The following is a 25,550-nucleotide window of genomic DNA, read 5'->3' as shown; positions in this document are numbered from 1 at the left end:
AACAAGGAGTGAAACGATGAAGCGATATGGCGTAGGCGAAGCGAAGGGTACCGGCGGCCAGGTGATGCCGTTTGCACGCGCGGTCGAGGCCGACGGCTGGCTGTACGTGTCGGGCCAGACGCCGATGGTGAACGGCGAGGTCGTCGAAGGCGGGATCGTCACGCAGTCGAAGCAGACGATCGAGAACGTGATCGCGATCCTGAAGGAAGCCGGTTACGGCCTCGAGCACGTCGTGCGCTGCGGCGTGTGGCTCGACGACGCGCGCGATTTCGCGTCGTTCAACAAGGTGTTCGTCTCGTACTTCGGCGAGCATCCGCCGGCGCGCGCGTGCGTGCAGTCGAGCATGGTCATCGACTGCAAGGTCGAGGTCGACTGCATCGCGTACAAGGCGCCGGCGAAGTAACCTGCCACGGCGAGCCGATACGCAACGGGCCCGGCGCATTCGTGTGCGCCGGGCCCGTTTTGCCATGTGTCGGGCACCGGTCGACGGGTGGGCGGCGCTTCCGCGGCGGTAACCGCCGCAACGCCACCCGCCCGTTCATGTAATGTGCCGCATGATCGTACTGAGGGGAAATGCATGGAATGGGCTGCGCTGGTGCCGGAGCTGATCTGCTCGGACCTTGCCGGAAGCGTTCGCTTCTATCGTGACGTGCTGGGATTCCGGATCCGCTTCGAGCGTCCGGAAGACGGCTTCGCGTACCTCGAAATCGGGGGAGCTCAGCTCATGCTTGAACAGCGCAGCCCGGGGAGTTGGCTGACGGGCCCGCTGGAGCCGCCGTTCGGCCGAGGGATCAATTTGCAGATTGAGGTCGATTCGCTCGGCCCCATCCTTGACCGAATTCACGCCGCAGGCGTGGCGCTGTTCGTCGAACCGCGCACTTCCTGGTATCGGCAGGACGAGATCGAGCACGGCCAGATCGAAATGCTGGTGCAGGATCCCGACGGTTACCTGTTGCGCCTGGTGGAGATCCTGCCGGAGCGGCCGGTGAGCGGGTGACCGCGGACCGTCTGCGCTCCCCCGCGCGATGAAAAACGGCCCGGCCGTGAACTGACCCCACGAAGTTGGACAGTTGAAGGCTAGGCGCCCAAGGACTGAGTTCTGTATTGCACGGGACTCAGTCCTTTTAGTTTGAGCTTGATGCGTTTGTGGTTGTAGTAATGGATGTAGCGCTCCAGCGTCTCGCGTAATTGCTCCACGCAAGTGAAGTGCTGCCGCTTGAAGCACTCGGACTTGAGCGTGCCGAAGAAGCTTTCCATCGCGGCGTTGTCGAGGCAGTTGCCCTTGCGCGACATGCTCTGGATCAGCTTGCGTCGCTCCAACTCCCGGCGGAACTCCGGCATCCGGTAGTGCCAGCCCTGATCCGAATGCAGTAACGGCTTGTCCTTGCGTCGGAGTTTGGTCAGCGCCTGCTTCAACATGCCGCTGACCAACTCGAAGCTTGGGCGTCGCTCCATCTGGTAGGCCACGATCTCGCCGTTGTACAGGTCCATCACCGGCGACAGATACAGCTTCTGCCCGTTGACCTTGAATTCGGTCACATCTGTCACCCACTTCTGGTTGGGGCCTGCAGCCTCGAATTGGCGTTGCAGCAGGTTCGGCGCGGCCTTGCCAAGTTCCCCTCGCCACGAGCGGTATTTCTTCGGGCGCACCCAGGACTTCAGTTGCAATTGCTGCATCAGCCTTTGCACCGCCTTGTGGTTGACGAGATGACCGGCCTGCCGGATCGCAGCCGTGACGCGTCGATAGCCGTAGCGTCCCTGGTGGCGTTCGAACACCGCCCGGATCTGCGCTTTCAGATCGGCGTGACGGTCGTCAGCGTCCAACGACCTGAGCTGGTAATAGAACGTGCTGCGCGCCAATCCAGCCGCCTTCAGGAGTGCCGTCATCGGATAGCGCTGCCGAAGCTCTCGCACTATTTGCGTTTTTTCTTTTGCGCTGCCTGCTTCTTCGCTTGCAGCAGCGCATCGAGCTTTTTTAGGTACGCCACCTCCGCGCGCAGATACTCGTTTTCCTTGAGCAATTCCTCGCGCGTGCGCTCGTCCGGTGCACCGGCTTCAGTGGGTTTCGGGGGAAGTGAAGTAGCCATCTTTCGGGGGCGCCCTCGTCGGCGCGGGGACAGTGCATCGATACCGCCCTCATGATACAGGCGCTCCCAGATTGCCACGTGCCCCGCGCTTCGAATGTCGAACAACGCGGCCGCCTGACCATATGACAGTCCGTCACGCTGGATGCGGTGTAGCACTGATAACTTGAATTGGGCCTCGTAATGACCGACTTTCCTGCGCAGTCCGGCTACGCCATGCTCCCGGTAGCTCGCCACCCAGCGCCGGATGACCGTGCGCCCAACCCCGTAACGCGCCGCGAGTGTGCGCGTGCTCGCGTCTCCATTCAGATATTCCTGAACGACCTGTAGCCGAAACGGCTCGTCATACTTCGCCATGAAAAACACCCCAAAGGTTGGATCCGTGTCCAACTTTTGGGGTGCAGTTCACCGGTTGAATCCGGTCGGGCCGTTTTGTCTGGAGTGGCTGCCGCGCGTCGCCAGTTGCGAACTGCGGCGGCCACCCGCCGCCGTCACTGCCGCGCCGTCCGCGCGTTGTCCGGCATCGGCTGGTTGTAGTTCGTGCGGAACGGGTTGATGTCGAGCCCGCCGCGGCGCGTGTAACGCGCATACACCGCGAGCTTCACCGGTTTGCACGCCTGCAGGATGTCGAGGAAGATCCGCTCGACGCACTGCTCGTGAAAGCCCGTGTGATTTCGGAACGAGATGATGTAGCGCAGCAGGCCGGCATGATCGATCTGCGGCCCGACGTAATGGATCTGCACGCTGCCCCAGTCGGGCTGGCCCGTGACCGGGCAGTTCGAGCGCAGCAGGTCGGACACGAGCGTCTCCTCGACCGGCGCTTCACCCTCGGCGTCGGCGGCCGACAGCAGCGACGGATCGGGTTCGTACACGTCGGCGTCGAGGTCGAGCCGGTCGAGCGACAGCCCGTCGAGCTCTTCCATCTCCAGCTTGCCGAAATCGTGCGCCGACACGAGCTGCACCGCGACGCTCGCGCCGCATGCGGCCGACACGTCGCGCTTCAGCGTGTCGCGCACCGCGTCGATCGAGTCGAACTTCGACTGCGCGAACGAGCCGAGATACAGCTTGAACGACTTCGATTCGACGATGTTCGGCGATTCGGCCGGCACGTAGAAGGTCGCGACCGCGACCTGCGGCTTGCCGCGCGCATTGAGCCACGACAGTTCGTACGCGTTCCAGATGTCGGTGCCGAAGAACGGCAGCGCCGACGCGATGCCGAGTTGCTCACGCGCGCCGGCGCGCGGGATCGGGAACAGCAGCGACGCGTCGTACTGGGCTGCGTAGACGGTGGCCTTGCCGAGCGGGGAATGTTCGGGATTCATTGCGTGACGCCTTTACGACAGGAAGAGGCGATAAGCCGGGTTGGCGCTCTCTTCGACATACGGATAACCGAGTGCCGCGAGGAAGCCCTCGAACTCGGCGCGATCGGCCTGCGGCACCTGCAGCCCGACGAGGATCGAGCTGTAGTCCGCGCCCTGGTTGCGGTAGTGGAACAGGCTGATGTTCCAGTCCGGCGCCATCGACGACAGGAACTTCATCAGCGCGCCCGGCCGCTCCGGGAATTCGAAGCGGAACAGGCGCTCGTCGAGCGCGAGCGGCGAGCGGCCGCCGACCATGTAGCGGATATGTTCCTTCGACAGCTCGTCGTGCGTCAGGTCGACGCTCTTGAAGCCGTGCGACTCGAAGTTCGCGGCGATCTCCGCCGATTCGCCGCGGCGGCGGATCTGCACGCCGACGAAGATGTGCGCGGATTGCGCATCGGCGATCCGGTAGTTGAACTCGGTGACGTTGCGGTCGCCGACGAGCGAGCAGAAGCGCTTGAAGCTGCCGCGCTCCTCGGGGATCGTGACCGCGAACACCGCTTCGCGCGCCTCGCCGACTTCCGCGCGCTCGGCGACGAAGCGCATCCGGTCGAAGTTCATGTTCGCGCCGGACGTGACCGCGACGAGCGTCTGGTTCTCGATCCCTTCGCGTTCCGCGTACAGCTTTGCGCCCGCGACCGCGAGCGCGCCGGACGGCTCGAGCACGCTGCGGGTATCCTGGAACACGTCCTTGATCGCCGCGCACAATGCGTCGGTATCGACGGTCACGACGTCGTCCAGGTATTCGCGGCACAGCCGGAAGGTTTCCTCGCCGACGAGCTTTACCGCGGTGCCGTCCGCGAACAGGCCGACCTCGGTCAGCTCGACGCGTTCACCGGCCTTCAGCGACTGCGCCATCGCGCACGAATCCTCGGCCTGCACGCCGATCACCTTGATCTCCGGGCGCACGGCCTTCACGTACGCGGCGACGCCGGACGCGAGACCGCCGCCGCCGATCGGCACGAAGATCGCGTGAATCGGGCCCTGGTGCTGGCGCAGGATCTCCATCGCGATGGTGCCCTGGCCGGCGATCACGTAAGGATCGTCGAACGGGTGGACGAACGTGAGGCCACGCTCTTCCTGCACCTTGACCGCATGCGCGTACGCGTCGCTGTACGACTCGCCGGCCTGGATCACCTCGACGCTCGGGCCGCCGTGCGTGCGCACCGCGTCCACTTTCACCTGCGGCGTCGTGATCGGCACGACGATCACCGCCTTGACGCCCATCCGGGCCGCCGAGAACGCGACGCCCTGCGCGTGGTTGCCGGCCGACGCGGTAATCACGCCGCGCGCGAGCGCGTCCGCCGGAATGTGCGCCATCTTGTTGTACGCGCCGCGCAGCTTGAACGAGAACACCGGCTGGTTGTCCTCGCGCTTCAGGTACACGGGGTTGTGCAGCCGGGCCGACAGGTTGCGGGCGGGTTCGAGTTCCGTCTCGATCGCGACGTCGTAGACGCGCGCGGTGAGGATTTTCTTCAGGTAATCGTGGGGTGCCATGGGCGCTCGCGTGCAGTGCGGAAGCAGACGGTAAAGGATCAATGATAGCGCCAAGGGTCCGCCCGCACGCAAGCGGCATGCCGGGCGCGCGGTCGCGGGGCCGCGCGGACGGCGCGTTCGCGACGCCGGGTGCCCCGGTTTTACCGGTTTAACCGCGCGGTTACCGACCGGACGGACGGCGAATGATCGCACGAAACCGCGCCGAGCCAGGCCTGGCGCGGCTTGCGGCGATAGCCCCACGACCTGTCCGGCGTGTCACGCATGGCCCGATCATGGGTTAGAATTCCGTTTTGAATCAAGGATCGGAAGATGCAGAGGCACCCTCGGATCGCCCCGTTGAAGCCGACGCCGCGCGCAGCCAGCCCCGCGGCGGAACGGCATGCGCGCCGCGCGCGATCGTGCTGATGGTTCCGAGTGCCGCCAGGCCCTGTCGCCGGCCAGGAGGGGCGAGTCAACGCCCGCTCCGGCCCCATGAAGGACAGCCGCGCGCCTGGTAACAGAACAGATTTCCCCAAGATTGCGCCCACGCGCTTGCCGACGCCCGTGCACGGGGTATCGGCCCTCCGAGTCGTCCGAACATGAACGCACCACAAGTTTTCGATCCGAATGGCGCGGCCGCCGCCGTCGCCGCCGACCCCGCGCCCCGGTTGCGCGAGATTCCCTACAACTACACGTCCTTCTCGGATCGCGAGATCGTGATCCGCCTGCTCGGCGAAGAGGCGTGGTCGGTGCTCGACGAACTGCGCGCCGAACGCCGTACGGGTCGTTCGGCACGGATGCTGTACGAAGTGCTCGGCGACATCTGGGTCGTGCGCCGCAATCCGTACCTGCAGGACGACCTGCTCGACAACCCGAAGCGCCGCGCGCTGCTGATCGAGGCGCTGAACCACCGCCTGACCGAGATCGGCAAGCGCCGCAGCGCGGATCTCACCGCGCACCGCGACGACGCCGGCCGCGAGCGCGCGTTGCGCGTCGAGATGCTCGAAGCCGCCGCGCAGCGTGCGGTGAACGAGTTCGCCGACGAATTCGAAAAATTGGCCGACCTGCGCCGCCGAGCGACCAAGGCGCTCGGCCGCTGCACGCAGAAGGACAACATCCGCTTCGACGGGCTGTCGCGCGTGTCGCACGTGACCGACGCGACCGACTGGCGCGTCGAATACCCGTTCGTCGTGCTGACGCCCGATAGCGAAGCCGAGATCGCGGCACTGATCAAGGCCTGCTTCGAGCTCGGCCTGACCGTGATCCCGCGCGGCGGCGGCACCGGCTACACGGGCGGCGCGGTGCCGCTCACGCCGTTCTCCGCGGTGATCAACACCGAGAAGCTCGAGCAACTCGGCGCGGTCGAGCTGACCGAGCTGCCGGGCGTCGCGCACAAGGTGCCGACGATCTTCTCCGGCGCGGGCGTCGTCACGCGCCGCGTGACCGAGGCGGCCGAGGCGGCCGGCTACGTGTTCGCGGTCGACCCGACGTCGCTCGACGCATCGTGCATCGGCGGCAACGTCGCGATGAACGCGGGCGGCAAGAAGGCCGTGCTGTGGGGCACCGCGCTCGACAACCTGGCCTGGTGGCGGATGGTCGACCCGGACGGCAACTGGCTCGAGGTCACGCGCCACGAGCACAACCAGGGCAAGATCCACGACATCGCGGTCGCGCGTTTCGAGCTGAAGTGGTTCGACGGCGCATACGCGCCGGGCGAGAAGCTGCTGCGCACCGAGATGCTCGAGATCGAAGGCCGCCGGTTCCGCAAGGAAGGGCTCGGCAAGGACGTGACCGACAAGTTCCTCGCCGGCCTGCCGGGCGTGCAGAAGGAAGGCTGCGACGGGCTCATCACGTCCGCGCGCTGGGTGCTGCACAAGATGCCCGCGCACACGCGCACCGTCTGCCTCGAATTCTTCGGCCAGGCGCGCGAGGCGATCCCGAGCATCGTCGAGATCAAGGACTACCTGTTCGAGACGTCGAAGCAGGGCGGCGCGATCCTCGCGGGCCTCGAGCACCTCGACGAGCGCTACCTGCGCGCGGTCGGCTACGCGACCAAGAGCAAGCGCAATTCGTTCCCGAAGATGGTGCTGATCGGCGACATCGTCGGCGACGATGCCGACGCCGTGGCGCACGCGACGTCCGAAGTGATCCGGATGGCGAACGGCAAGAGCGGCGAGGGCTTCGTCGCGGTGAGCGCGGAGGCGCGCAAGCGCTTCTGGCTCGACCGCAGCCGCACGGCCGCGATCGCGAAGCACACGAACGCGTTCAAGATCAACGAGGACGTCGTCATCCCGCTGAACCGGATGGGCGAGTACACCGACGGCATCGAGCGGATCAACATCGAGCTGTCGCTGAAGAACAAGCTGCAGCTCGTCGACGCGCTCGAAGCGTTCTTCCGCGCCGGCAACCTGCCGCTCGGCAAGACCGACGACGCGAACGAGATCCCGAGCGCCGAGCTGCTCGAAGACCGTGTCCAGCAGGCGCTGGAACTGCTCAAGCGCGTGCGGGCGCGCTGGGAATTCGTGCGCGACCGGCTCGACCAGCCGCTGCGCGAGGCGCAGCACTACCTCGTGCAGCTCGGCTACGAGGCGCTGGCCGAGAAGTTCGCGGATCGCGCGGACGAGCAGCCGGGCGCGACCGTGTTCCACATCACGCAGGACCGCACGGTGCGCATCTCGTGGAAGCAGGAGATCCGCGCGGAACTGCGCGCGATCTTCAACGGCGGCGCGTTCAAGCAGATCCTCGACGAGGCGCAGGCGATCCACAAGCAGGTGCTGCGCGGCCGCGTGTTCGTCGCGCTGCACATGCACGCGGGCGACGGCAACGTCCACACGAACATCCCGGTCAACTCCGACAACTACGAGATGCTGCAGGACGCGCACGCGTCGGTTGCACGCATCATGAAGCTCGCGCGCTCGCTCGACGGCGTGATCTCCGGCGAGCACGGGATCGGCATCACGAAGCTCGAGTTCCTGACCGACGACGAGATCGCCGAATTCCGCGCGTACAAGCAGCGCGTCGACCCGAACGGCCGCTTCAACAAGGGCAAGCTGCTCGACGGCGCCGATCTTCGCAACGCGTACACGCCGAGCTTCGGGCTGATGGGCTACGAGTCGCTGATCATGCAGCAGTCCGACATCGGCGCGATCGCCGATTCGGTGAAGGACTGCCTGCGCTGCGGCAAGTGCAAGCCGGTGTGCGCGACGCACGTGCCGCGCGCGAACCTGCTGTACAGCCCGCGCAACAAGATCCTGGCGACGTCGCTGCTGGTCGAGGCATTCCTGTACGAGGAACAGACGCGCCGCGGCGTGTCGATCAAGCACTGGGACGAGTTCAACGACGTGGCCGACCACTGCACGGTGTGCCACAAGTGCGCGACGCCGTGCCCGGTGAAGATCGACTTCGGCGACGTCACGATGAACATGCGCAACCTGTTGCGCAAGATGGGCAAGAAGAAGTTCAACGCCGGCAATGCGGCGGGCATGTTCTTCCTGAACGCGACCAACCCGCAGACGATCAACCTCGCACGCGGCATGATGATGGGCGTTGGCTACAAGGTGCAGCGCTTCGCGAACGACATGCTGAAGAACGTCGTGAAGAAGCAGACGCAGCACCCGCCGGCGACGGTCGGCAAGCCGCCCGTGGTCGAGCAGGTGATCCACTTCGTCAACAAGAAGATGCCGGGCAACCTGCCGAAGAAGACGGCGCGCGCATTGCTCGACATCGAGGACAACAAGATCGTGCCGATCATCCGCAACCCGAAGTCGACCACTGTCGATTCGGAAGCGGTGTTCTACTTCCCCGGCTGCGGCTCCGAGCGCCTGTTCTCGCAGGTCGGTCTCGCAACGCAGGCGATGCTGTGGGAAGCCGGCGTGCAGACGGTGTTGCCGCCGGGGTACCTGTGCTGCGGCTATCCGCAGCGCGGCTCGGGCCAGTACGACAAGGCCGAGAAGATCGTCACCGACAACCGCGTGCTGTTCCACCGGGTCGCGAACACGCTGAACTACCTCGACATCAAGACGGTGGTCGTGTCGTGCGGCACCTGCTACGACCAGCTCGCCGGCTACGAATTCGACAAGATCTTCCCCGGCTGCCGGATCATCGACATCCACGAGTTCCTGCTCGAGAAGGGGATGAAGCTCGACGGCGTGACGGGCACGCGCTACATGTATCACGACCCGTGCCACACGCCGATCAAGACGATGGACCCGGTCAAGCTCGTCAACGAGCTGATGGGCACGGAGAAGGACGGCTACAGGATCGAGAAGAACGACCGGTGCTGCGGCGAATCGGGCACGCTCGCGGTCACGCGCCCGGACGTGTCGACGCAGGTCCGCTTCCGCAAGGAAGAGGAGATCCGCAAGGGGGCGGCGAAGCTGCGCGGCATCCCGGTCGTGGCCGGCGATGCGAGCGCACCGGCGCCGGCCGCAGCGGCTGCAAACGGCCCGGACGTGAAGATCCTGACGAGCTGCCCGTCGTGCCTGCAGGGCCTGTCGCGCTACAACGAGGATGCGAACATCGAGGCCGACTACATCGTGGTCGAGATCGCGCGCCAGGTGCTCGGCGAGAACTGGATGGCCGATTATGTCGCACGTGCGAACCATGGCGGGATCGAGCGCGTGCTGGTCTAATGCGGGCATGACGACCGCCCGACCGGGCTAGGGATGAGCGGGCGCCGGCGCTGATGCGCGGGCGCCCGTCCACATGGGAGCGACGATGGAATGCGTGTTTTGCCGTGAAGACGGCGGCGAGCTGCTCTGGCGGGACGACGCGCTGCGCGTCGTGCTGGCGACGGGCGAGCACGACTACCCGGGCTTCTGCCGGGTGATCTGGGGCGCGCACGTGGCCGAGTTCTCCGATCTCGGCGAGCCCGAGCGGGCCCACCTGATGCGCGTGGTCTACGCGGTCGAACGGGCGGTGCGCCGCGTGATGCAGCCGAACAAGGTGAATCTCGCGAGCCTCGGCAACATGGTGCCGCACGTGCACTGGCACGTGATCCCGCGCTTCTCGAACGACGCCCATTTCCCGCAGCCCGTGTGGGCGCCGCGCCAGCGCGGCGTGTCCGAGGCGCTGCTGCGCACGCGCGCCGCGCAGGCCTCGCTGCTGCACAATGCGGTGCGCGAGGAAATTCAACGAACGACCGATTCGAGGCAGCCATGAGCGGTTTGACTTCCACGACGCCGATTCCGTCCGGCGTCGTCGTGCATGCGGTGTCGCGCGTGCTCGAATTGCAGTACCCGAACGGCGACAGCTACCGGATTCCGTTCGAGCTGATGCGCGTCTATTCGCCGTCGGCCGAGGTGCGCGGCCACGGGCCCGGCCAGGAGACGCTGCAGACGGGCAAGCGCGAGGTGACGATCACCGCGCTCGAAGGCGTCGGCAACTATGCGCTGCAGCCGACGTTCTCCGACGGCCATTCGACCGGCATCTACTCGTGGGACCTGCTGTACGAACTGGCGACGCAGCAGGACGCGCTGTGGCGCGACTATTTCGACAAACTGAAGGCGGCGGGCGTCGAGCGCGACGCCCCGATGCAGGCGGCCGCGGCGCCGCACGGCCACTGCCACTGAAATCGACGGCGCCCGCTCGGCGCCGTCTTGCCATTTACTGAGGATCAACGCGATGAGCAAAACCCACTTCGGCTTCGAAAGCGTCGAGGAAAACGAAAAAGCGAAGAAAGTGGCGGGTGTGTTCCATTCGGTCGCGAGCAACTACGATCTGATGAACGACCTGATGTCGGCGGGCATGCACCGCGCGTGGAAGGCGTTCACGATCGCGCAGGCGAACGTGCGCCCCGGCTTCAAGGTGCTCGATATCGCGGCCGGCACCGGCGACCTGACCAAGTCGTTCGCGAAGGCGGCCGGGTCGACCGGCGAAGTCTGGCACACGGACATCAACGAATCGATGCTGCGCGTCGGCCGCGATCGGCTGCTCGACAAGGGCATCGTGACGCCGTCGCTGCTGTGCGACGCGGAGAAAACCCCCTTTCCGGACAACTACTTCGATGTCGTCACGGTCGCGTTCGGCCTGCGCAACATGACGCACAAGGACGCCGCACTGGCCGAGATGCGCCGCGTGACGAAGCCCGGCGGCCGAGTGATGGTGCTGGAATTCTCGAAAGTCTGGGATCCGCTGAAAAAGGCGTACGACTTGTATTCTTTCAAAGTATTACCGTGGCTTGGCGACAAGTTCGCGAAAGATGCTGAAAGTTACCGGTATCTTGCTGAATCTATCCGGATGCACCCCGACCAGGACACGCTGAAGACGATGATGGAACAAGCGGGCCTCGATGCCGTCAAATATTACAATTTGTCAGGTGGCGTGGTAGCTTTACATATGGGAACCAAGTACTAAGGGGTTCTTCCCATACATTTGTCTTACATCTGGAGAAAGTGATGTCCGAATCGCGTTCGTTGTTCAACCGTAGCAAGCCGTCGAAGCCGTGGGCTCGACGGGTCGGCACGCTGCTGATGGTCGGCCTGCTCACGGCCGGCACGTTCGCATCGCTCGACGCCGAAGCCAAGCGCATGGGCGGCGGGCGCAGCATCGGCCGCCAGAACTCCACCGTCACGCAGCGCCAGGCCACGCCGCCCGCGCAGCAGCCGATGCAGCAGGCCGCGCCGTCGCAGGCGCAGCGTGCGAATCCGGCCGCGCCCGCACCGGCCGCGCAGCCCAACCGCTCGCGCTGGCTCGGGCCGATCGCCGGCCTCGCGGCCGGTCTCGGCATCGCGGCGCTGCTGTCGCACTTCGGCCTCGGCGAGGCGTTCGCCGGCATGATGTCGAACATCATCGTGATCGCGCTGCTCGCGATGGTCGGTATCTGGCTGGTGCGCAAGTTCATGAACCGCCGTCGCCCGCAGGAGCCGTCGTATTCGGTCGGCGGTTCGGCATCGTCGTCGGGCGGCTACTCGCAAAGCCCGTCGTTCCAGCAGGGCAACACCGGCAGCAACTATGCGGGCAGCGGCAGCAGCTACGCGAACGAAGCGCAAGGCGTGTTCGGCGGCGGTGCCGCGGCTGCCGGCGCGGCAGCGGCAGCGGCCGCACCGCTCCAGGTGCCGGCCGGCTTCGACACCGAAGCGTTCCTGCGCAGCGCGAAGGTCTATTTCGTGCGCCTGCAGGCCGCGTGGGACCAGGGCAACCTGGCCGACATCCGCGAGTTCACGACGCCCGAAATGTTCGCCGAGATCAAGATCGACCTCGATTCGCGCGGCAACGAGTCGAACCAGACCGACGTCGTGCAGCTCGACGCGGAACTGGTCGCGATCGAGGATCGTGGCATCGAGCAGTCGGCGAGCGTGCGCTTCCACGGCCTGATCCGCGAATCGGCGAACGCGTCGGCCGCGCCGTTCGACGAAGTCTGGAACCTGTCGAAGTCGGGCAGTCAGGGCTGGCTGCTCGCGGGCATCCAGCAGCTCAACACGCACTGAGCGTGACCGGCGGCCCGCGCCGCCGGCCGCCTGGGCGACGGCCGCCGCACTGCGACCGCTTGCCGCCCGGGTGTACGGTCGGGCACGGTCTGCCGACGATCCGACGTTACAATAGAAACCCGCGTGGGCGCCCGGCCTGCGCGGGTTTTTTCTTTCCCAGCCCGATGACCTTTGCCGCCAAGCCTTTTGCTGCTGCTGTCAATCACCTGCTCGCGCGCGAATCGTGGGCGCGCGACCGCCTGATTCCGTATGCGGGCAAGACTGCCCGGATCGACGTACCCCCCGTCACGCTCACGCTGCTGGTGCAGCCCGACGGTTATCTGTCGGCTGTCGACGCGCACGATGCGCAACAGGTCGACGTGTCGATCGCACTCGCGGGCGACACGGTCGCCGCGTTCCTGCAGGGCGGCCAGGCGGCCGTGATGAAGCACGTGAAGATCGAGGGCGATGCAGAATTCGCGACGCAGATCGCGAAGCTGGCCGAGCACCTGCGCTGGGAACCGGAAGAAGATCTCGCGAAGCTGGTCGGCGACGCGGCGGCGTACCGGATCGCGACGGTCGTGCGCGATGCCGGCGCACGCGCGCGGCGCACGGGCCGCAACGTGCTCGATTCCGTCGCCGAGTACTGGCTCGACGAAAACCCGCAAGTCGTCCGGCGCACGGCGCTCGGCGGCTTCGACGCCGAACTGGCGCGCGCACGCGATGCGCTCGCGCGGGTCGAAAAGCGGGTCGAGCGACTCGAACAAAAAATCGGCGCGCGCACGGGTTCCGGCCCGCGCGGCGCGCACTGAGGGCCGCAGGGCATGCGCATTTTCCGTTTCATCAAGATTGTCTACACCGTCATCCGCTTTGGTCTCGACGAAGTGATGCTGTCCCGGATCGACGACCGGCGCGTGAAGCTGCTGCTGCGGATCACGACGATCGGCCGCCGCTATTCCGATCCGCCCGCCGTGCGGCTGCGTCACGCGCTCGAAAGCCTCGGCCCGATCTTCGTGAAGTTCGGCCAGGTGCTGTCGACGCGCCGCGACCTGCTGTCGGTCGATTTCGCGAACGAACTCGCGAAGCTGCAGGACCAGGTGCCGCCGTTCGATTCGGCGGTCGCGATCGCGATCGTCGAGAAGTCGCTCGGTGCGCCGGTCGACGAGCTGTTCGATGAATTCGAGCGCGAGCCGGTCGCGAGCGCGTCGATCGCGCAGGTGCACTTCGCGAAACTCAAGCAGGGCGTGCACGCGGGCAAGGCCGTCGCCGTCAAGGTGCTGCGCCCGAACATGCTGTCCGTGATCGATTCGGATCTCGCGCTGATGCGCGACATCGCGATCTGGACCGAGCGCATGTGGGCCGACGGCCGGCGCCTGAAGCCGCGCGAGGTCGTCGCCGAATTCGACAAGTATCTGCACGACGAGCTCGACCTGATGCGCGAAGCCGCGAACGGCAGCCAGTTGCGCCGCAATTTCGCGGGCCTCGACCTGCTGCTCGTGCCCGAGATGTTCTGGGATTTCTCGACGTCGCAGGTGCTCGTGATGGAGCGCATGACCGGCGTGCCGATCAGCCAGGTCGAGACGCTGCGCTCGGCCGGCGTCGACATCAAGAAGCTCGCGCGCGAAGGCGTCGAGATCTTCTTCACGCAGGTGTTCCGCGACGGCTTCTTCCATGCGGACATGCACCCCGGCAACATCCAGGTGAGCCTCGACCCGAGCACGTTCGGCCGCTACATCGCGCTCGATTTCGGGATCGTCGGCGCGCTGTCCGATTTCGACAAGAACTACCTCGCGCAGAACTTCCTCGCATTCTTCAAGCGCGACTACCACCGCGTTGCGACGCTCCACCTCGAATCGGGCTGGGTGCCGCCCGAGACGCGCGTCGAGGAGCTCGAAAGCGCGATCCGCGCGGTGTGCGAGCCGTATTTCGACCGCGCACTGAAGGACATCTCGCTCGGCCAGGTGCTGATGCGCCTGTTCTCGACGTCGCGCCGCTTCAACGTCGAGATCCAGCCGCAACTCGTGCTGCTGCAGAAGACGATGCTGAACGTCGAAGGGCTCGGCCGCTCGCTCGACCCCGAACTCGACCTGTGGAAGACCGCGAAGCCGTACCTCGAGCGCTGGATGACCGAGCAGATCGGCCTGCGCGGCTGGTACGAGCGCTTCAAGGTCGAGGCGCCGCAGTGGAGCAAGACGCTGCCGCAACTGCCGCGCCTGATCCACCACGCGATGGCGGCGCGCCATGACGCGCCGCGCGCCGCGAGCGAGGACCTGATGCGCCAGATCCTCATCGAGCAGAAACGTACGAACCGGCTGATGCAGGCGCTGCTGATCTTCGGCCTTGCCGTCGGGGTCGGGGCGCTCGTCGCGCGCGTGTTGCTCGCGCTTGCGTACGGCACATGACCGAAAGGAGCAGCGCGATGCCCGATCCGAAACAACCGGCCGCGCCGACGGCCGCCGATTTCGCGACGCGCGACCCCGGCAACGCGTCGTTCTGGGACGAGCGTTTCGAGCGCGGCGTGACGCCGTGGGAATTCGGCGGCGTGCCGGACGGCTTTCGCGTGTTCGCGCACCGGCTCGAGCCGTGCGCGGTGCTGATCCCCGGCTGCGGCAGTGCGCAGGAGGCCGGGTGGCTCGCGCAGGCCGGCTGGCCCGTGCGTGCGATCGATTTCGCCGCGCAGGCGGTGGCTGTCGCGAAAGCGCAGCTCGGCGCGCATGCGGATGTCGTCGAGCAGGCCGACTTTTTCGCCTACCGGCCGCCGTTCGACGTGCAGTGGGTGTATGAGCGCGCGTTCCTGTGCGCGCTGCCGCCGAGCCTGCGCGCCGACTATGCGGCACGGATGGCCGAGTTGCTGCCGGCGGGCGGATTGCTGGCCGGCTATTTCTTCGTGACGGCGAAACCGAAGGGGCCGCCGTTCGGGATCGAGCGTGCCGAACTCGACGCGCTGCTCGCGCCGCACTTCGACCTGATCGAGGATTTGCCCGTCACCGATTCGCTGCCGGTGTTCGAAGGGCACGAGCGCTGGCTCACGTGGCGCCGCCGCTGATGCCCTGGCGTCACGGCCGTTGCCGGAGCGCGTCGAGGTTTCGGCTATAATTCAAGGTTTTGCAAGCCGTTTCCAGTTTCCGCGGGAAAAATATCATGCCGATCTACGCCTATCGATGCGAAGCGTGTGGTTTCGCGAAGGACGTGCTCCAGAAGATGAGCGACGCGCCGCTGTCGCAGTGCCCGGAGTGCGGGAAGGATGCGTTTCGCAAGCAGGTGACTGCCGCGGGCTTCCAGCTGAAGGGCTCCGGTTGGTATGTCACCGATTTCCGCGGCGGCTCGGGCGGCGCCAGTGCACCGGCGACGGCGTCGGGCGACGCGGCGCCGGCAGCTGCTGCGGCGGCCACGCCCGCGGCGGACGCGCCGGCTGCATCGAGCAGTTCCGAAAGCACGACGACGAGCGCCGCGCCGGCACCGGCTGCAGCGCCCGCCGCCGCCAGCAGTTGACCGTCGCGGCCCGGCCGGGCCGCGACTACCCCGCGCCGCCGGCGCGGTTCATTGACGGCAGATGATGAAAAAGACGACCCTGAAATCGGTGTTTCTGACCGGCCTGCTGGTTCTCGTCCCGCTCGCGATCACGCTGTGGGTGCTCGGTCTCATCATCGGCACGATGGACCAGACGCTGCTCCTGCTGCCGGAATCGTGGCAGCCCGAGCGGCTGCTCGGTTTCCACCTGCCGGGGATCGGCGCGGTGCTGACGCTCGCGTTCATCTTCGTCGTCGGGCTGGCCACGCGGAATTTCATCGGCCAGAAGCTCGTCACCTGGTGGAACGCGGTCGTGCGCCACATCCCGGTCGTCGGGCCGATCTACACGAGCGTCAAGCAGGTGTCGGACACGCTGCTGTCGAGCAGCGGCAACGCGTTCCGCAAGGCGCTGCTGATCGAATACCCGCGCCGCGGCTCGTATACGATCGCGTTTCTGACCGGCACGCCCGGCGGCGACGTGCTCAATCATCTGACGGAAGAATACGTGAGCGTATACATCCCGACGACGCCGAACCCGACGTCGGGCTTCTTCCTGATGCTGCCGAAGAGCGAAGTCATCGAACTCGACATGTCGGTCGATGCCGCGCTGAAGTACATCGTCTCGATGGGCGTCGTGGCGCCCCCGGCGCCGGCTCCGGCGCCCGCCCGCCGCCCCGTCGAGCCGCCGCTGTAAGTAAAGAATCATCGCCCGGGCCGCGCGTTGCGGCACCCGTTGATCAAACCGAACGAAAGCAAACATCATGTCGATGCGTACTGAATACTGCGGTCTCGTGACCGAACACCTGCTGGGCCAAACCGTGTCGCTGTGCGGCTGGGTGCAGCGCCGCCGCGATCACGGCGGTGTGATCTTCATCGACCTGCGCGATCGTGAAGGCCTCGTGCAGGTGGTGTGCGACCCGGATCGCGCGGAGATGTTCGCGACCGCCGAAGGCGTGCGCAACGAGTTCTGCGTGCAGATCAAGGGCCTCGTGCGCAACCGTCCGGACGGCACGGTCAACGCCGGCCTGAAGAGCGGCAAGATCGAAGTGCTGTGCCACGAACTGAACGTGCTGAACGCGTCGGTTACGCCGCCGTTCCAGCTCGACGACGACAACCTGTCCGAAACGACGCGCCTCACGCACCGCGTGCTCGACCTGCGCCGTCCGCAGATGCAGCACAACCTGCGCCTGCGTTACCGCGTCGCGATCGAGGCGCGCAAGTACCTCGACGAGCAGGGCTTCATCGACATCGAAACGCCGATGCTGACGAAGAGCACGCCGGAAGGCGCGCGCGACTACCTCGTGCCGTCGCGCGTGAACGCGGGCCAGTTCTTCGCGCTGCCGCAGTCGCCGCAGCTGTTCAAGCAGCTGCTGATGGTCGCGAACTTCGACCGTTACTACCAGATCACCAAGTGCTTCCGCGACGAGGATCTTCGTGCCGACCGTCAGCCGGAATTCACGCAGATCGACTGCGAGACGTCGTTCCTCGGCGAGCAGGAAATCCGTGACCTGTTCGAAGACATGATCCGTCACATCTTCAAGACGACGATCGACGTCGAACTCGACGCGATCTTCCCGGTGATGCCGTACTCGGAAGCGATGGCGCGTTTCGGTTCGGACAAGCCGGACCTGCGCGTGCAGCTCGAATTCACCGAGCTGACCGACGCGATGAAGGACGTCGACTTCAAGGTGTTCAGCACGCCGGCCAACGCGAAGGACGGCCGTGTCGCGGCACTGCGCGTGCCGAAGGGCGGCGAGCTGTCGCGTGGCGACATCGACGGCTACACGGAATTCGTGCGCATCTACGGCGCGAAGGGCCTCGCCTGGATCAAGGTCAACGAGAAGGCGAAGGGCCGCGACGGCCTTCAGAGCCCGATCGTCAAGAACCTGCACGACGCGTCGATCGCGGCGATCCTCGAGCGCACCGGCGCTGAAGACGGCGACATCATCTTCTTCGCGGCCGATCGCGCGAAGGTGGTCAACGACAGCCTCGGCGCGCTGCGCCTGAAGATCGGCCATTCGGAATTCGGCAAGGCGAACGGCCTCGTCCAGGCCGGCTGGAAGCCGCTGTGGGTCGTCGACTTCCCGATGTTCGAATACGACGACGAAGATGCGCGCTACGTCGCTGCGCACCATCCGTTCACGAGCCCGAAGGACGAGCACCTCGAGTACCTCGAGACCGACCCGGGCCGCTGCCTCGCGAAGGCCTACGACATGGTGCTGAACGGCTGGGAAATCGGCGGTGGCTCGGTGCGTATCCACCGCGAGGAAGTGCAGAGCAAGGTGTTCCGCGCGCTGAAGATCGGCGCGGAAGAGGCGCAACTGAAGTTCGGCTTCCTGCTGGACGCGCTGCAGTACGGCGCGCCGCCGCACGGCGGTATCGCATTCGGCCTTGACCGCATCGTCACGATGATGGCCGGCGCCGACTCGATCCGCGACGTGATCGCGTTCCCGAAGACGCAGCGTGCGCAGGATCTGCTCACGCAGGCACCGAGCCCGGTCGACGAGCGTCAGCTGCGCGAACTGCACATCCGTCTGCGTCAGCCGGAACAGCCGAAGGCGTAACGCGTTTTCGCACCCGGTCGTGTGTGCGGCGATGCGCACACGACGCAACTGAAAAAGGCGCAGCGATGCGCCTTTTTCATTTTTTGCGGTACAGTCGCAGCACTTGCCGCCCGTTCGGAGCACATGCCCGGCGCGCGGCCCTGTGCCGCATGAAACAAAGATGACGAAGCCGCCGAAAATCCCCGAATCCGTTCTCGTCGTGATCTACACGCCCGACCTCGATGTGCTGGTGATCAAGCGTGCCGACCAGCCCGATTTCTGGCAATCGGTGACCGGATCGAAGGACGCGCTCGACGAGCCGCTCGCGCTCACCGCCGCGCGCGAAGTGGCCGAGGAAACCGGCATCTCGGTCGGCACGCCGGACCTGCCGGCCACGGCGCTGGTCGACTGGCGCCACCGGATCGAATACACGATCTATCCGCAATACCTGCACCGCTACGCACCGGGCGTCACGCGCAACACCGAGCACTGGTTCGGCCTGTGCGTGCCGCGTCGCGTCGACGTGACGCTGTCGCCGCGCGAGCATGTGGATCACGCATGGCTGCCGTTCCGCGAGGCGGCCGCGCGCTGCTTCTCGCCGTCGAACGCCGAGGCGATCCTGCAATTGCCCGTGCGCGTCGCACTCGCGCGCACGCCGCACGGCTCGTCCGCATGACTGCGGAGACCCGCAAGCGCTTCGCGCAATTGCGACAGATGTTCCTGCAGGAACGCGGCTCGGCGTCGCGGCTCGCGTTCACGGCGGGCAACACGGTGCGGCTGTGCGAGGGCGGCGGCGAATTCTTCCGGGCACTGATCGAGCAGATCGACGGCGCGCGCGAGCAGGTGATGCTCGAAACCTATATCTTCTGCGACGACGCGGCCGGCCGGCCGGTGTCGGACGCGCTGATCCGCGCGGCGCAGCGCGGCGTGCGCGTGCGCGTGATCACCGACGGCATCGGCACCGCACGCCTGCCGCTGTTCGACACGTGGGCGCAATCCGGCGTCGAGCACTGCATCTACAACCGCTTCCTGTTCGGCCGCTTCGGCTTTTCGCGCACTCACCGCAAGCTCGCGGTGATCGATCATGCGACCGCGTTCTGCGGCGGCATCAACATCGTCGACGACTACGCGCAAAACGGCACGACGCTGCCGTTTCCGCGCTGGGACTTCGCGGTCGAGATGGCAGGGCCCGCGGTGTCCGACGTGCGCGCCGCGTTCGAGCTGCAGTGGCACCGGATCCAGTTCGGCCACAAGCCGTATGCGCAGTACGCGGCCGGGCTGAACGGCGGCGAAGCGTTCCCCGACATGTTCCGGCGCTGGATGCGCAGCCACCGGTGGATCAAGGCCGGCGCGCTGCGGGTCGTGACGGAGCCGAGCGTCGCGTTCGTCGCGCGCGACAACGTCGTGAACCGCCGCGCGATCGAGAAGGCCTATCTCGCGGCGATCGGCCAGGCGCGCCAGCAGATCCTGCTCGCGAATCCGTACTTCATGCCGGGCCGCAAGCTGCGCCGCGCGCTGACGGGCGCCGCGCGGCGCGGCGTCGACGTACGGATCCTGATCGGCCGCAAGGAGTTCGCGGCGCTCGATACGGCCGTGCCGTTCCTCTATCACACGCTGCTGCGCGCGGGCGTGCGCGTGGCCGAATACGACAAGACGATGCTGCACGGCAAGGTGGCCGTGATCGACGACAACTGGGCGACGGTCGGCTCGTCGAATCTGGACGCGCTGAGCCTGATGCTGAACAATGAGGCGAACGTCGTGCTGGTGCGCTACGATGCGGTCACGAACGAACTGCGCGATGCGATCGCGGCCGCGTTCGCCGATGGCCGGGAGATCGACGCCGCGCGATTCGCCGCGCGCCCGCGCATCGAGCGTATGCTGAACTGGCTCGCCTATACCGCGTATCGGGTCGTGATGAAGGCGCTGACGGTCGGCAGTTACGACTGACGCGGACTAAGCATCCGCTTCAAAAAATCTGTCCGCACGTTCGTGCGGAAAAGCCGCTCCGGTCCCGCCGGAATCGCGCAAAATAGCGGCTCGGTTAGACACCGGTTTCTAATAATTTCCTTGTTTCGCGAGCGGCCGCACTCAATAATAGTACGGCCGTTCGATTTTATTCGAACCCCCGAACGGTTACAGAAATAGCTATGCGAAAAGGCGAACAGACGCGTGCCGCGATACTTGAAGCTGCTTTGGACCTCGCCAGCCGTGACGGGCTGGAGGGGCTGACGATCGGCCTGCTGGCCGAGCGCATGCAGATGAGCAAGAGCGGCGTGTTCGCGCACTTCGGATCGCGCGAGGACCTGCAGGTCGAGGTTGTCCGCGAGTATCACCATCGTTTCGAAAACGAGGTGTTCTTTCCGAGCCTGCGCGAGTCGCGCGGTCTGCCGCGTCTGCGGGCGATGCTGGCGCGCTGGATCGAGAAGCGCATCCAGGAGGTGACGACTGGGTGCATCTACATCAGCGGCGCAGTGGAGTACGACGACCGGCCGGACAGCCCCGTGCGCGAGCAGTTGATCGCGAGCGTGACAGCCTGGCGTGCCGCGTTGCTGCGTGCCATTTCGCAGGCGATGGAAGAGGGGCATCTGCGTACGGATACCGATCCGGACCTGATGCTCTTCGAGTTGTACAGCTTCACGCTCGGCCTGCATCACGACGCACGTTTCCTGCATTCGCCGGATGCCGTGCGCCTCACGTGGGCCGCGCTGGAAAAGACGATTGTTTCGTATCAGAGCGAGAGCCGTTAGCGGCGCGTGATCCGCCCGCCAGGAGCTCGAGCCGTTGCCCACCTTTGGAGAGAGTCATGGGACAGTACGCCGCGCCGCTGCGCGACATGCAATTCGTGTTGCACGAGCTTCTGAACGTCGAAGCCGAGGTCAAGCAAATGCCGCGGCATGCGGACCTCGACGCCGACACGATCAACCAGGTCCTCGAAGAAGCGGGCAAGTTCTGCTCCGAGGTGCTGTTCCCGCTGAACCAGGTCGGCGACCGCGAAGGCTGCACGTATGAAGGCGACGGCGTCGTGAAGACCCCGACCGGCTTCAAGGAGGCGTACCGGCAATACGTCGAGGCCGGCTGGCCGGCGCTCGGCTGCGATCCGGACTACGGCGGCCAGGGCCTGCCCGCGTTCGTGAACAACGCGCTCTACGAGATGATGAACTCGGCGAACCAGGCATGGACGATGTATCCGGGCCTGTCGCACGGCGCGTACGAATGCCTGCACGCGCACGGCGCGCCGGAACTGCAGAAGGCCTACCTTCCGAAGCTCGTGACGGGCGAATGGACCGGCACGATGTGCCTGACCGAGCCGCACTGCGGCACCGACCTCGGCATCCTGCGCACCAAGGCCGAACCGAACGGCGACGGCTCCTACTCGATCAGCGGCACGAAGATCTTCATCTCGAGCGGCGAACACGACATGGCCGAGAACATCGTCCACCTCGTGCTCGCGCGCCTGCCGGACGCGCCGCAGGGCACGAAGGGCATCTCGCTGTTCATCGTGCCGAAGTTCATTCCGGACGCGTCGGGCGCGCCGGGCGAGCGCAACGGCATCAAGTGCGGCTCGATCGAGCACAAGATGGGCATCCACGGCAATTCGACGTGCGTGATGAACCTCGACAACGCGAAGGGCTGGATGGTCGGCGAGCCGAACAAGGGCTTGAACGCGATGTTCGTGATGATGAACGCGGCCCGCCTCGGCGTCGGCGCGCAGGGCCTCGGCCTCACGGAAGTCGCGTACCAGAACTCGCTCACGTATGCGAAGGAGCGCCTGCAGATGCGCTCGCTGACGGGCCCGAAGGCACCGGACAAGCCGGCCGACCCGATCATCGTGCACCCGGACGTGCGCCGCATGCTGCTCACGCAGAAGGCGTATGCGGAAGGCGCACGCGCGTTCACGTACTGGTCCGCGCTGCAGATCGACAAGGAGCTGTCGCACGCCGACGAAGCGGTGCGCAAGGAAGCGGCCGACCTCGTCGCGCTGCTCACGCCGATCATCAAGGCGTTCCTGACCGACAACGCGTTCGAGTGCACGAACCACGCGATGCAGATCTACGGCGGCCACGGCTTCATCTCCGAGTGGGGCATGGAGCAGTACGTGCGCGACGCGCGGATCAACATGATCTACGAAGGTACGAACTCGATCCAGTCGCTCGACCTGCTGGGCCGCAAGGTGCTCGGCGACATGGGCGCGAAGCTGAAGAAGTTCGGCAAGCTCGTTACGGAATTCGCGGAAGCCGAAGGCGTGAAGCCGGAAATGGCCGAGTTCATCAACCCGCTCGCCGACATCGGCGACAAGGTGCAGAAGCTGACGATGGAAATCGGCATGAAGGCGATGCAGAACCCCGACGAAGTCGGCGCTGCCGCCGTGCCGTACCTGCGCACCGTCGGCCACCTGGTGTTTTCGTACTTCTGGGCGCGGATGGCGCGCCTCGCACTCGACAACGAAGCGTCGGGCGATCCGTTCTACAAGTCGAAGCTCGCGACGGCCCGCTTCTACTTCGCGCGCCTGCTGCCCGAGACGGCATCGACGATCCGCGCCGCGCGCGCCGGCTCGAAGACGCTGATGGAAGTCGACGAATCGCTGTTCTGACGCGAGTCCGGGCGGTGCGCGATGCGTGCCGTCCGAACGCAACGGTTCCTGGTACTCACTACGCTGTGCAGCCCTCACATCCCGCGCTGCACGACATTATCCGGAGACATCCCGTGAGCAATTTCCTGATTCGCAAGGTCGCCGTGCTGGGCGCCGGCGTGATGGGCGCGCAGATCGCCGCGCACCTCATCAACGCGCGCGTGCCGGTGCTGCTGTTCGACCTGCCGGCCAAGGAAGGCCCGAAAAACGCGATCGCGCTGAAGGCGATCGAGAACCTGAAGAAGCTGTCGCCCGCGCCGTTCGGCGTGAAGGACGACGCGAAGTACCTCGAAGCAGCGAACTACGAGGACGACATCGCGAAGCTGGCCGAATGCGACGTCGTGATCGAGGCGATCGCCGAGCGGATGGACTGGAAACACGACCTGTACAAGAAGGTCGCGCCGCACATCGCGCCGAACGCGATCTTCGCGACCAACACGTCGGGCCTGTCGATCACGAAGCTGTCCGAAGGTTTCTCGGACGAGCTGAAGTCGCGCTTCTGCGGCGTGCACTTCTTCAACCCGCCGCGCTACATGCACCTCGTCGAGCTGATCCCGACCGCGCATACGCGCCCGGAAATCCTCGACCAGCTCGAGACGTTCCTGACGAGCATCGTCGGCAAGGGTGTCGTGCGCGCGAAGGACACGCCGAACTTCATCGCGAACCGCGTCGGCATCTTCTCGATCCTCGCGGTGATCACCGAGGCCGCGAAGTTCGGCCTGCGCTTCGACGAAGTCGACGACCTGACGGGCAGCCGTCTCGGCCGCGCGAAGTCGGCGACGTTCCGCACCGCCGACGTGGTCGGCCTCGACACGATGGCGCACGTGATCAAGACGATGCAGGACAACCTCGCCGACGATCCGTTCTTCCCGGTCTACCAGACACCCGCCGTGCTCGCCGAACTGGTGAAGCAGGGTGCGCTGGGCCAGAAGACGGGCGGTGGCTTCTACAAGAAGGAAGGCAAGGCGATCAAGGTGCTCGACGCGAAGACGGGCACCTACGTCGACTCGGGCGCGAAGGCGGACGAAACCGTCGGCCGCATCCTGAAGCGTCCGCCGGCCGAGCGCCTGAAGCTGCTGCGCGAGACGGACCATCCGCATGCGCAGTTCCTGTGGTCGATCTTCCGCGACGTGTTCCACTACATCGGCGTGCATCTCGAGTCGATCGCCGACAACGCGCGCGACGTCGACCTCGCGATCCGCTGGGGCTTCGGCTGGAACGAAGGCCCGTTCGAAGGCTGGCAGGCTGCCGGCTGGAAGCAGGTCGCCGAGTGGGTGCAGGAAGACATCGCGGCCGGCAAGGCACTCGCGAACGTGCCGCTGCCGTCGTGGGTGCTCGAAGGCCCGGTTGCCGAGCAGGGCGGCGTGCACACGGCCGAAGGCTCGTGGGCGCCGGCAGCGCAGCGCTTCGTGCCGCGTTCGGATCTCGCGGTGTACGGCAAGCAGGTGTTCCGCGCGCCGCTGCTGGGCGAAACGGGCGCCGATCCGAAGACCTACGGCAAGACGCTGTTCGAGACCGACGCGGTGCGCGCATGGGTCGACGACCGTGCGGGCGAGGACGACGTCGTGATCGTGTCGTTCAAGTCGAAGATGAACACGATCGGACCGAGCGTGATCGACGGCCTCGTGCAGGCGATCGAACTCGCGGAGAAGGACTACAAGGGCGTGGTGATCTGGCAGCCGACGTCGCTGAAGCTCGGCACGCCGGGCGGCCCGTTCTCGGCCGGCGCGAACCTCGAAGAGGCGATGCCCGCGTTCATGATGGGCGGCGCCAAGGGCATCGAGCCGTTCGTGAAGAAATTCCAGGAAGGCATGCTGCGCGTGAAGTACGCGAACGTGCCGGTCGTTGCAGCCGTGTCGGGCATCGCGCTCGGCGGCGGGTGCGAGCTGATGCTGCACAGCGCGAAGCGCGTCGTGCACGTCGAGAGCTACATCGGTCTCGTCGAAGTGGGCGTCGGCCTGGTGCCGGCGGGCGGCGGCCTGAAGGAAGCGGCGCTGCGCGCGGCCGATGCCGCAACGGCCGCGAACGCGACCACCGACATCCTGAAGTTCGTCACGAAGTCGTTCGAGAACGCGGCGATGGCGAAGGTGTCGGCGTCCGCGCACGATGCGCGTGCGATGGGCTACCTGAAGCCGTCCGACACGATCATCTTCAACGTGTTCGAACTGCTCGACACCGCGAAGAAGGAAGCGCGCGCACTGGCTGCCACCGGCTACCGCGCACCGCTGCGGGCGAAGGACGTGCCGGTCGCGGGTCGCTCTGCGATCGCGACGATCAAGGCATCGCTCGTCAACATGCGTGACGGCCGCTTCATCAGCGACCACGATTACCTGATCGCGAGCCGCATCGCGGAAGCCGTGTGCGGCGGCGACGTCGAAGCCGGCAGCCTCGTCGACGAGCAGTGGCTGCTCGCGCTCGAGCGCCGCGCGTTCGTCGAGCTGCTCGGCACGCAGAAGACGCAGGAACGGATCATGGGCATGTTGCAGACCGGCAAGCCGGTGCGTAACTGAGCGAGCGGACAGAGCGGACAAGGAGTCTGA

General features: G+C 66.0%; 21 protein-coding genes. 18 read left to right on the top strand and 3 right to left on the bottom strand.

Annotation, left to right across the window (positions count from 1 at the left end):
* Positions 1-16: 16 nt before the first annotated feature.
* Together ABD05_RS03725 and ABD05_RS03720 are read left to right on the top strand one after the other, a co-directional pair.
* Positions 17-403 carry a RidA family protein gene (locus tag ABD05_RS03725; RefSeq protein ID WP_006751946.1) on the top strand — a complete coding sequence of 129 codons (387 nt, stop codon included), beginning with the start codon at positions 17-19 and terminating at the stop codon, positions 401-403.
* A gap of 174 nt (positions 404-577) precedes the next feature.
* Positions 578-997, top strand: a complete 420-nt coding sequence (locus tag ABD05_RS03720) for a bleomycin resistance protein (protein WP_047899008.1) — start codon at positions 578-580, stop codon at positions 995-997.
* Positions 998-1,077: 80 nt separating this feature from the next.
* Here the strand turns inward: ABD05_RS03720 and ABD05_RS37300 are convergent.
* The 3 genes from ABD05_RS37300 to ilvA form a co-directional block, all read right to left on the bottom strand.
* Positions 1,078-2,441 (bottom strand): IS3 family transposase gene (locus ABD05_RS37300; protein WP_148669050.1). Its coding sequence is split into 2 segments (ribosomal slippage): positions 1,078-1,979 and positions 1,979-2,441, totalling 1,365 coding nucleotides; the frame shifts between segments, so codons are not numbered across the junction.
* A gap of 134 nt (positions 2,442-2,575) precedes the next feature.
* Positions 2,576-3,406: an NADPH-dependent 7-cyano-7-deazaguanine reductase QueF gene (gene queF / locus ABD05_RS03705; protein WP_047899007.1), complete on the bottom strand. Its 831-nt coding sequence runs from the start codon at positions 3,404-3,406 to the stop codon at positions 2,576-2,578.
* A 12-nt stretch (positions 3,407-3,418) separates the two neighbouring features.
* Positions 3,419-4,942, bottom strand: coding sequence for a threonine ammonia-lyase, biosynthetic (gene ilvA / locus ABD05_RS03700; RefSeq protein ID WP_047899006.1), 1,524 nt, complete (start codon positions 4,940-4,942; stop codon positions 3,419-3,421).
* Between the two features lie 578 nt (positions 4,943-5,520).
* Between ilvA and ABD05_RS03695 the strand changes: the two genes are divergently transcribed.
* From ABD05_RS03695 to ABD05_RS03620, 16 genes are all read left to right on the top strand, one after another.
* Positions 5,521-9,552, top strand: a complete 4,032-nt coding sequence (locus ABD05_RS03695) for a DUF3683 domain-containing protein (RefSeq protein ID WP_047899005.1) — start codon at positions 5,521-5,523, stop codon at positions 9,550-9,552.
* A gap of 85 nt (positions 9,553-9,637) precedes the next feature.
* On the top strand, positions 9,638-10,081 hold the full coding sequence (locus ABD05_RS03690; RefSeq protein WP_034179010.1) for an HIT family protein: 444 nt from the start codon (positions 9,638-9,640) through the stop codon (positions 10,079-10,081).
* Positions 10,078-10,491 carry a gamma-butyrobetaine hydroxylase family protein gene (locus ABD05_RS03685; RefSeq protein WP_047899004.1) on the top strand — a complete coding sequence of 138 codons (414 nt, stop codon included), beginning with the start codon at positions 10,078-10,080 and terminating at the stop codon, positions 10,489-10,491. The genes ABD05_RS03690 and ABD05_RS03685 overlap by 4 nt, the downstream gene beginning before the upstream one ends.
* A 52-nt stretch (positions 10,492-10,543) precedes the next feature.
* Positions 10,544-11,275, top strand: coding sequence for a bifunctional demethylmenaquinone methyltransferase/2-methoxy-6-polyprenyl-1,4-benzoquinol methylase UbiE (ubiE, locus tag ABD05_RS03680; RefSeq protein ID WP_047899003.1), 732 nt, complete (start codon positions 10,544-10,546; stop codon positions 11,273-11,275).
* A gap of 41 nt (positions 11,276-11,316) precedes the next feature.
* Positions 11,317-12,348: a Tim44 domain-containing protein gene (locus ABD05_RS03675; protein ID WP_047899002.1), complete on the top strand. Its 1,032-nt coding sequence runs from the start codon at positions 11,317-11,319 to the stop codon at positions 12,346-12,348.
* A 164-nt stretch (positions 12,349-12,512) separates the two neighbouring features.
* Positions 12,513-13,139, top strand: a complete 627-nt coding sequence (locus tag ABD05_RS03670) for a ubiquinone biosynthesis accessory factor UbiJ (RefSeq protein ID WP_047899001.1) — start codon at positions 12,513-12,515, stop codon at positions 13,137-13,139.
* A 12-nt stretch (positions 13,140-13,151) separates the two neighbouring features.
* The gene (ubiB, locus tag ABD05_RS03665) at positions 13,152-14,729 is read left to right on the top strand and encodes a ubiquinone biosynthesis regulatory protein kinase UbiB (protein ID WP_047899000.1); all 1,578 of its coding nucleotides are present in this window, start codon (positions 13,152-13,154) and stop codon (positions 14,727-14,729) included.
* Between the two features lie 17 nt (positions 14,730-14,746).
* Complete coding sequence (locus tag ABD05_RS03660; RefSeq protein WP_047901059.1) at positions 14,747-15,373, top strand: class I SAM-dependent methyltransferase; 627 nt, start codon at positions 14,747-14,749, stop codon at positions 15,371-15,373.
* 95 nt (positions 15,374-15,468) lie between these two features.
* Positions 15,469-15,819 carry an FmdB family zinc ribbon protein gene (locus ABD05_RS03655; RefSeq protein WP_047898999.1) on the top strand — a complete coding sequence of 117 codons (351 nt, stop codon included), beginning with the start codon at positions 15,469-15,471 and terminating at the stop codon, positions 15,817-15,819.
* 61 nt (positions 15,820-15,880) lie between these two features.
* Complete coding sequence (locus ABD05_RS03650) at positions 15,881-16,531, top strand: DUF502 domain-containing protein (RefSeq protein ID WP_047898998.1); 651 nt, start codon at positions 15,881-15,883, stop codon at positions 16,529-16,531.
* A 67-nt stretch (positions 16,532-16,598) separates the two neighbouring features.
* Positions 16,599-18,401, top strand: coding sequence for an aspartate--tRNA ligase (aspS, locus tag ABD05_RS03645; RefSeq protein ID WP_047898997.1), 1,803 nt, complete (start codon positions 16,599-16,601; stop codon positions 18,399-18,401).
* Between the two features lie 160 nt (positions 18,402-18,561).
* The gene (gene nudB, locus ABD05_RS03640) at positions 18,562-19,056 is read left to right on the top strand and encodes a dihydroneopterin triphosphate diphosphatase (protein WP_047898996.1); all 495 of its coding nucleotides are present in this window, start codon (positions 18,562-18,564) and stop codon (positions 19,054-19,056) included.
* Positions 19,053-20,327, top strand: a complete 1,275-nt coding sequence (gene clsB, locus ABD05_RS03635; RefSeq protein ID WP_047898995.1) for a cardiolipin synthase ClsB — start codon at positions 19,053-19,055, stop codon at positions 20,325-20,327. Before nudB ends, clsB begins: the two co-directional genes overlap by 4 nt.
* Positions 20,328-20,527: 200 nt before the next feature.
* Complete coding sequence (locus tag ABD05_RS03630; RefSeq protein WP_047898994.1) at positions 20,528-21,127, top strand: TetR/AcrR family transcriptional regulator; 600 nt, start codon at positions 20,528-20,530, stop codon at positions 21,125-21,127.
* A 56-nt stretch (positions 21,128-21,183) separates the two neighbouring features.
* A complete protein-coding gene (locus tag ABD05_RS03625; protein ID WP_047898993.1) occupies positions 21,184-22,971 on the top strand; it encodes an acyl-CoA dehydrogenase C-terminal domain-containing protein in 1,788 nt (595 codons plus the stop codon).
* A 113-nt stretch (positions 22,972-23,084) separates the two neighbouring features.
* Complete coding sequence (locus ABD05_RS03620; RefSeq protein ID WP_047898992.1) at positions 23,085-25,520, top strand: 3-hydroxyacyl-CoA dehydrogenase/enoyl-CoA hydratase family protein; 2,436 nt, start codon at positions 23,085-23,087, stop codon at positions 25,518-25,520.
* The last annotated feature ends 30 nt before the right edge of the window (positions 25,521-25,550 follow it).

The sequence above is a fragment of the Burkholderia pyrrocinia genome (genome assembly GCF_001028665.1).
Lineage (GTDB): Bacteria > Pseudomonadota > Gammaproteobacteria > Burkholderiales > Burkholderiaceae > Burkholderia > Burkholderia pyrrocinia.
This window is presented reverse-complemented; position numbering and strand designations above follow the sequence as displayed.

Bases quoted from the DNA above. Each gene is read 5' to 3' on its own strand.
- ABD05_RS03685 (WP_047899004.1), top strand. From the start codon at position 10,078: ATGAGCGGTTTGACTTCCACGACGCCGATTCCGTCCGGCGTCGTCGTG.
- ubiB (WP_047899000.1), top strand. From the start codon at position 13,152: ATGCGCATTTTCCGTTTCATCAAGATTGTCTACACCGTCATCCGCTTT.
- ABD05_RS03670 (WP_047899001.1), top strand. From the start codon at position 12,513: ATGACCTTTGCCGCCAAGCCTTTTGCTGCTGCTGTCAATCACCTGCTC.
- ABD05_RS03725 (WP_006751946.1), top strand. From the start codon at position 17: ATGAAGCGATATGGCGTAGGCGAAGCGAAGGGTACCGGCGGCCAGGTG.
- ABD05_RS03660 (WP_047901059.1), top strand. From the start codon at position 14,747: ATGCCCGATCCGAAACAACCGGCCGCGCCGACGGCCGCCGATTTCGCG.
- ABD05_RS03695 (WP_047899005.1), top strand. From the start codon at position 5,521: ATGAACGCACCACAAGTTTTCGATCCGAATGGCGCGGCCGCCGCCGTC.
- ABD05_RS03655 (WP_047898999.1), top strand. From the start codon at position 15,469: ATGCCGATCTACGCCTATCGATGCGAAGCGTGTGGTTTCGCGAAGGAC.
- ubiE (WP_047899003.1), top strand. From the start codon at position 10,544: ATGAGCAAAACCCACTTCGGCTTCGAAAGCGTCGAGGAAAACGAAAAA.
- ABD05_RS03630 (WP_047898994.1), top strand. From the start codon at position 20,528: ATGCGAAAAGGCGAACAGACGCGTGCCGCGATACTTGAAGCTGCTTTG.
- aspS (WP_047898997.1), top strand. From the start codon at position 16,599: ATGTCGATGCGTACTGAATACTGCGGTCTCGTGACCGAACACCTGCTG.
- nudB (WP_047898996.1), top strand. From the start codon at position 18,562: ATGACGAAGCCGCCGAAAATCCCCGAATCCGTTCTCGTCGTGATCTAC.
- ABD05_RS03690 (WP_034179010.1), top strand. From the start codon at position 9,638: ATGGAATGCGTGTTTTGCCGTGAAGACGGCGGCGAGCTGCTCTGGCGG.
- queF (WP_047899007.1), bottom strand. From the start codon at position 3,406: ATGAATCCCGAACATTCCCCGCTCGGCAAGGCCACCGTCTACGCAGCC.
- ABD05_RS03650 (WP_047898998.1), top strand. From the start codon at position 15,881: ATGATGAAAAAGACGACCCTGAAATCGGTGTTTCTGACCGGCCTGCTG.
- ilvA (WP_047899006.1), bottom strand. From the start codon at position 4,942: ATGGCACCCCACGATTACCTGAAGAAAATCCTCACCGCGCGCGTCTAC.
- ABD05_RS03625 (WP_047898993.1), top strand. From the start codon at position 21,184: ATGGGACAGTACGCCGCGCCGCTGCGCGACATGCAATTCGTGTTGCAC.
- clsB (WP_047898995.1), top strand. From the start codon at position 19,053: ATGACTGCGGAGACCCGCAAGCGCTTCGCGCAATTGCGACAGATGTTC.
- ABD05_RS03675 (WP_047899002.1), top strand. From the start codon at position 11,317: ATGTCCGAATCGCGTTCGTTGTTCAACCGTAGCAAGCCGTCGAAGCCG.
- ABD05_RS03720 (WP_047899008.1), top strand. From the start codon at position 578: ATGGAATGGGCTGCGCTGGTGCCGGAGCTGATCTGCTCGGACCTTGCC.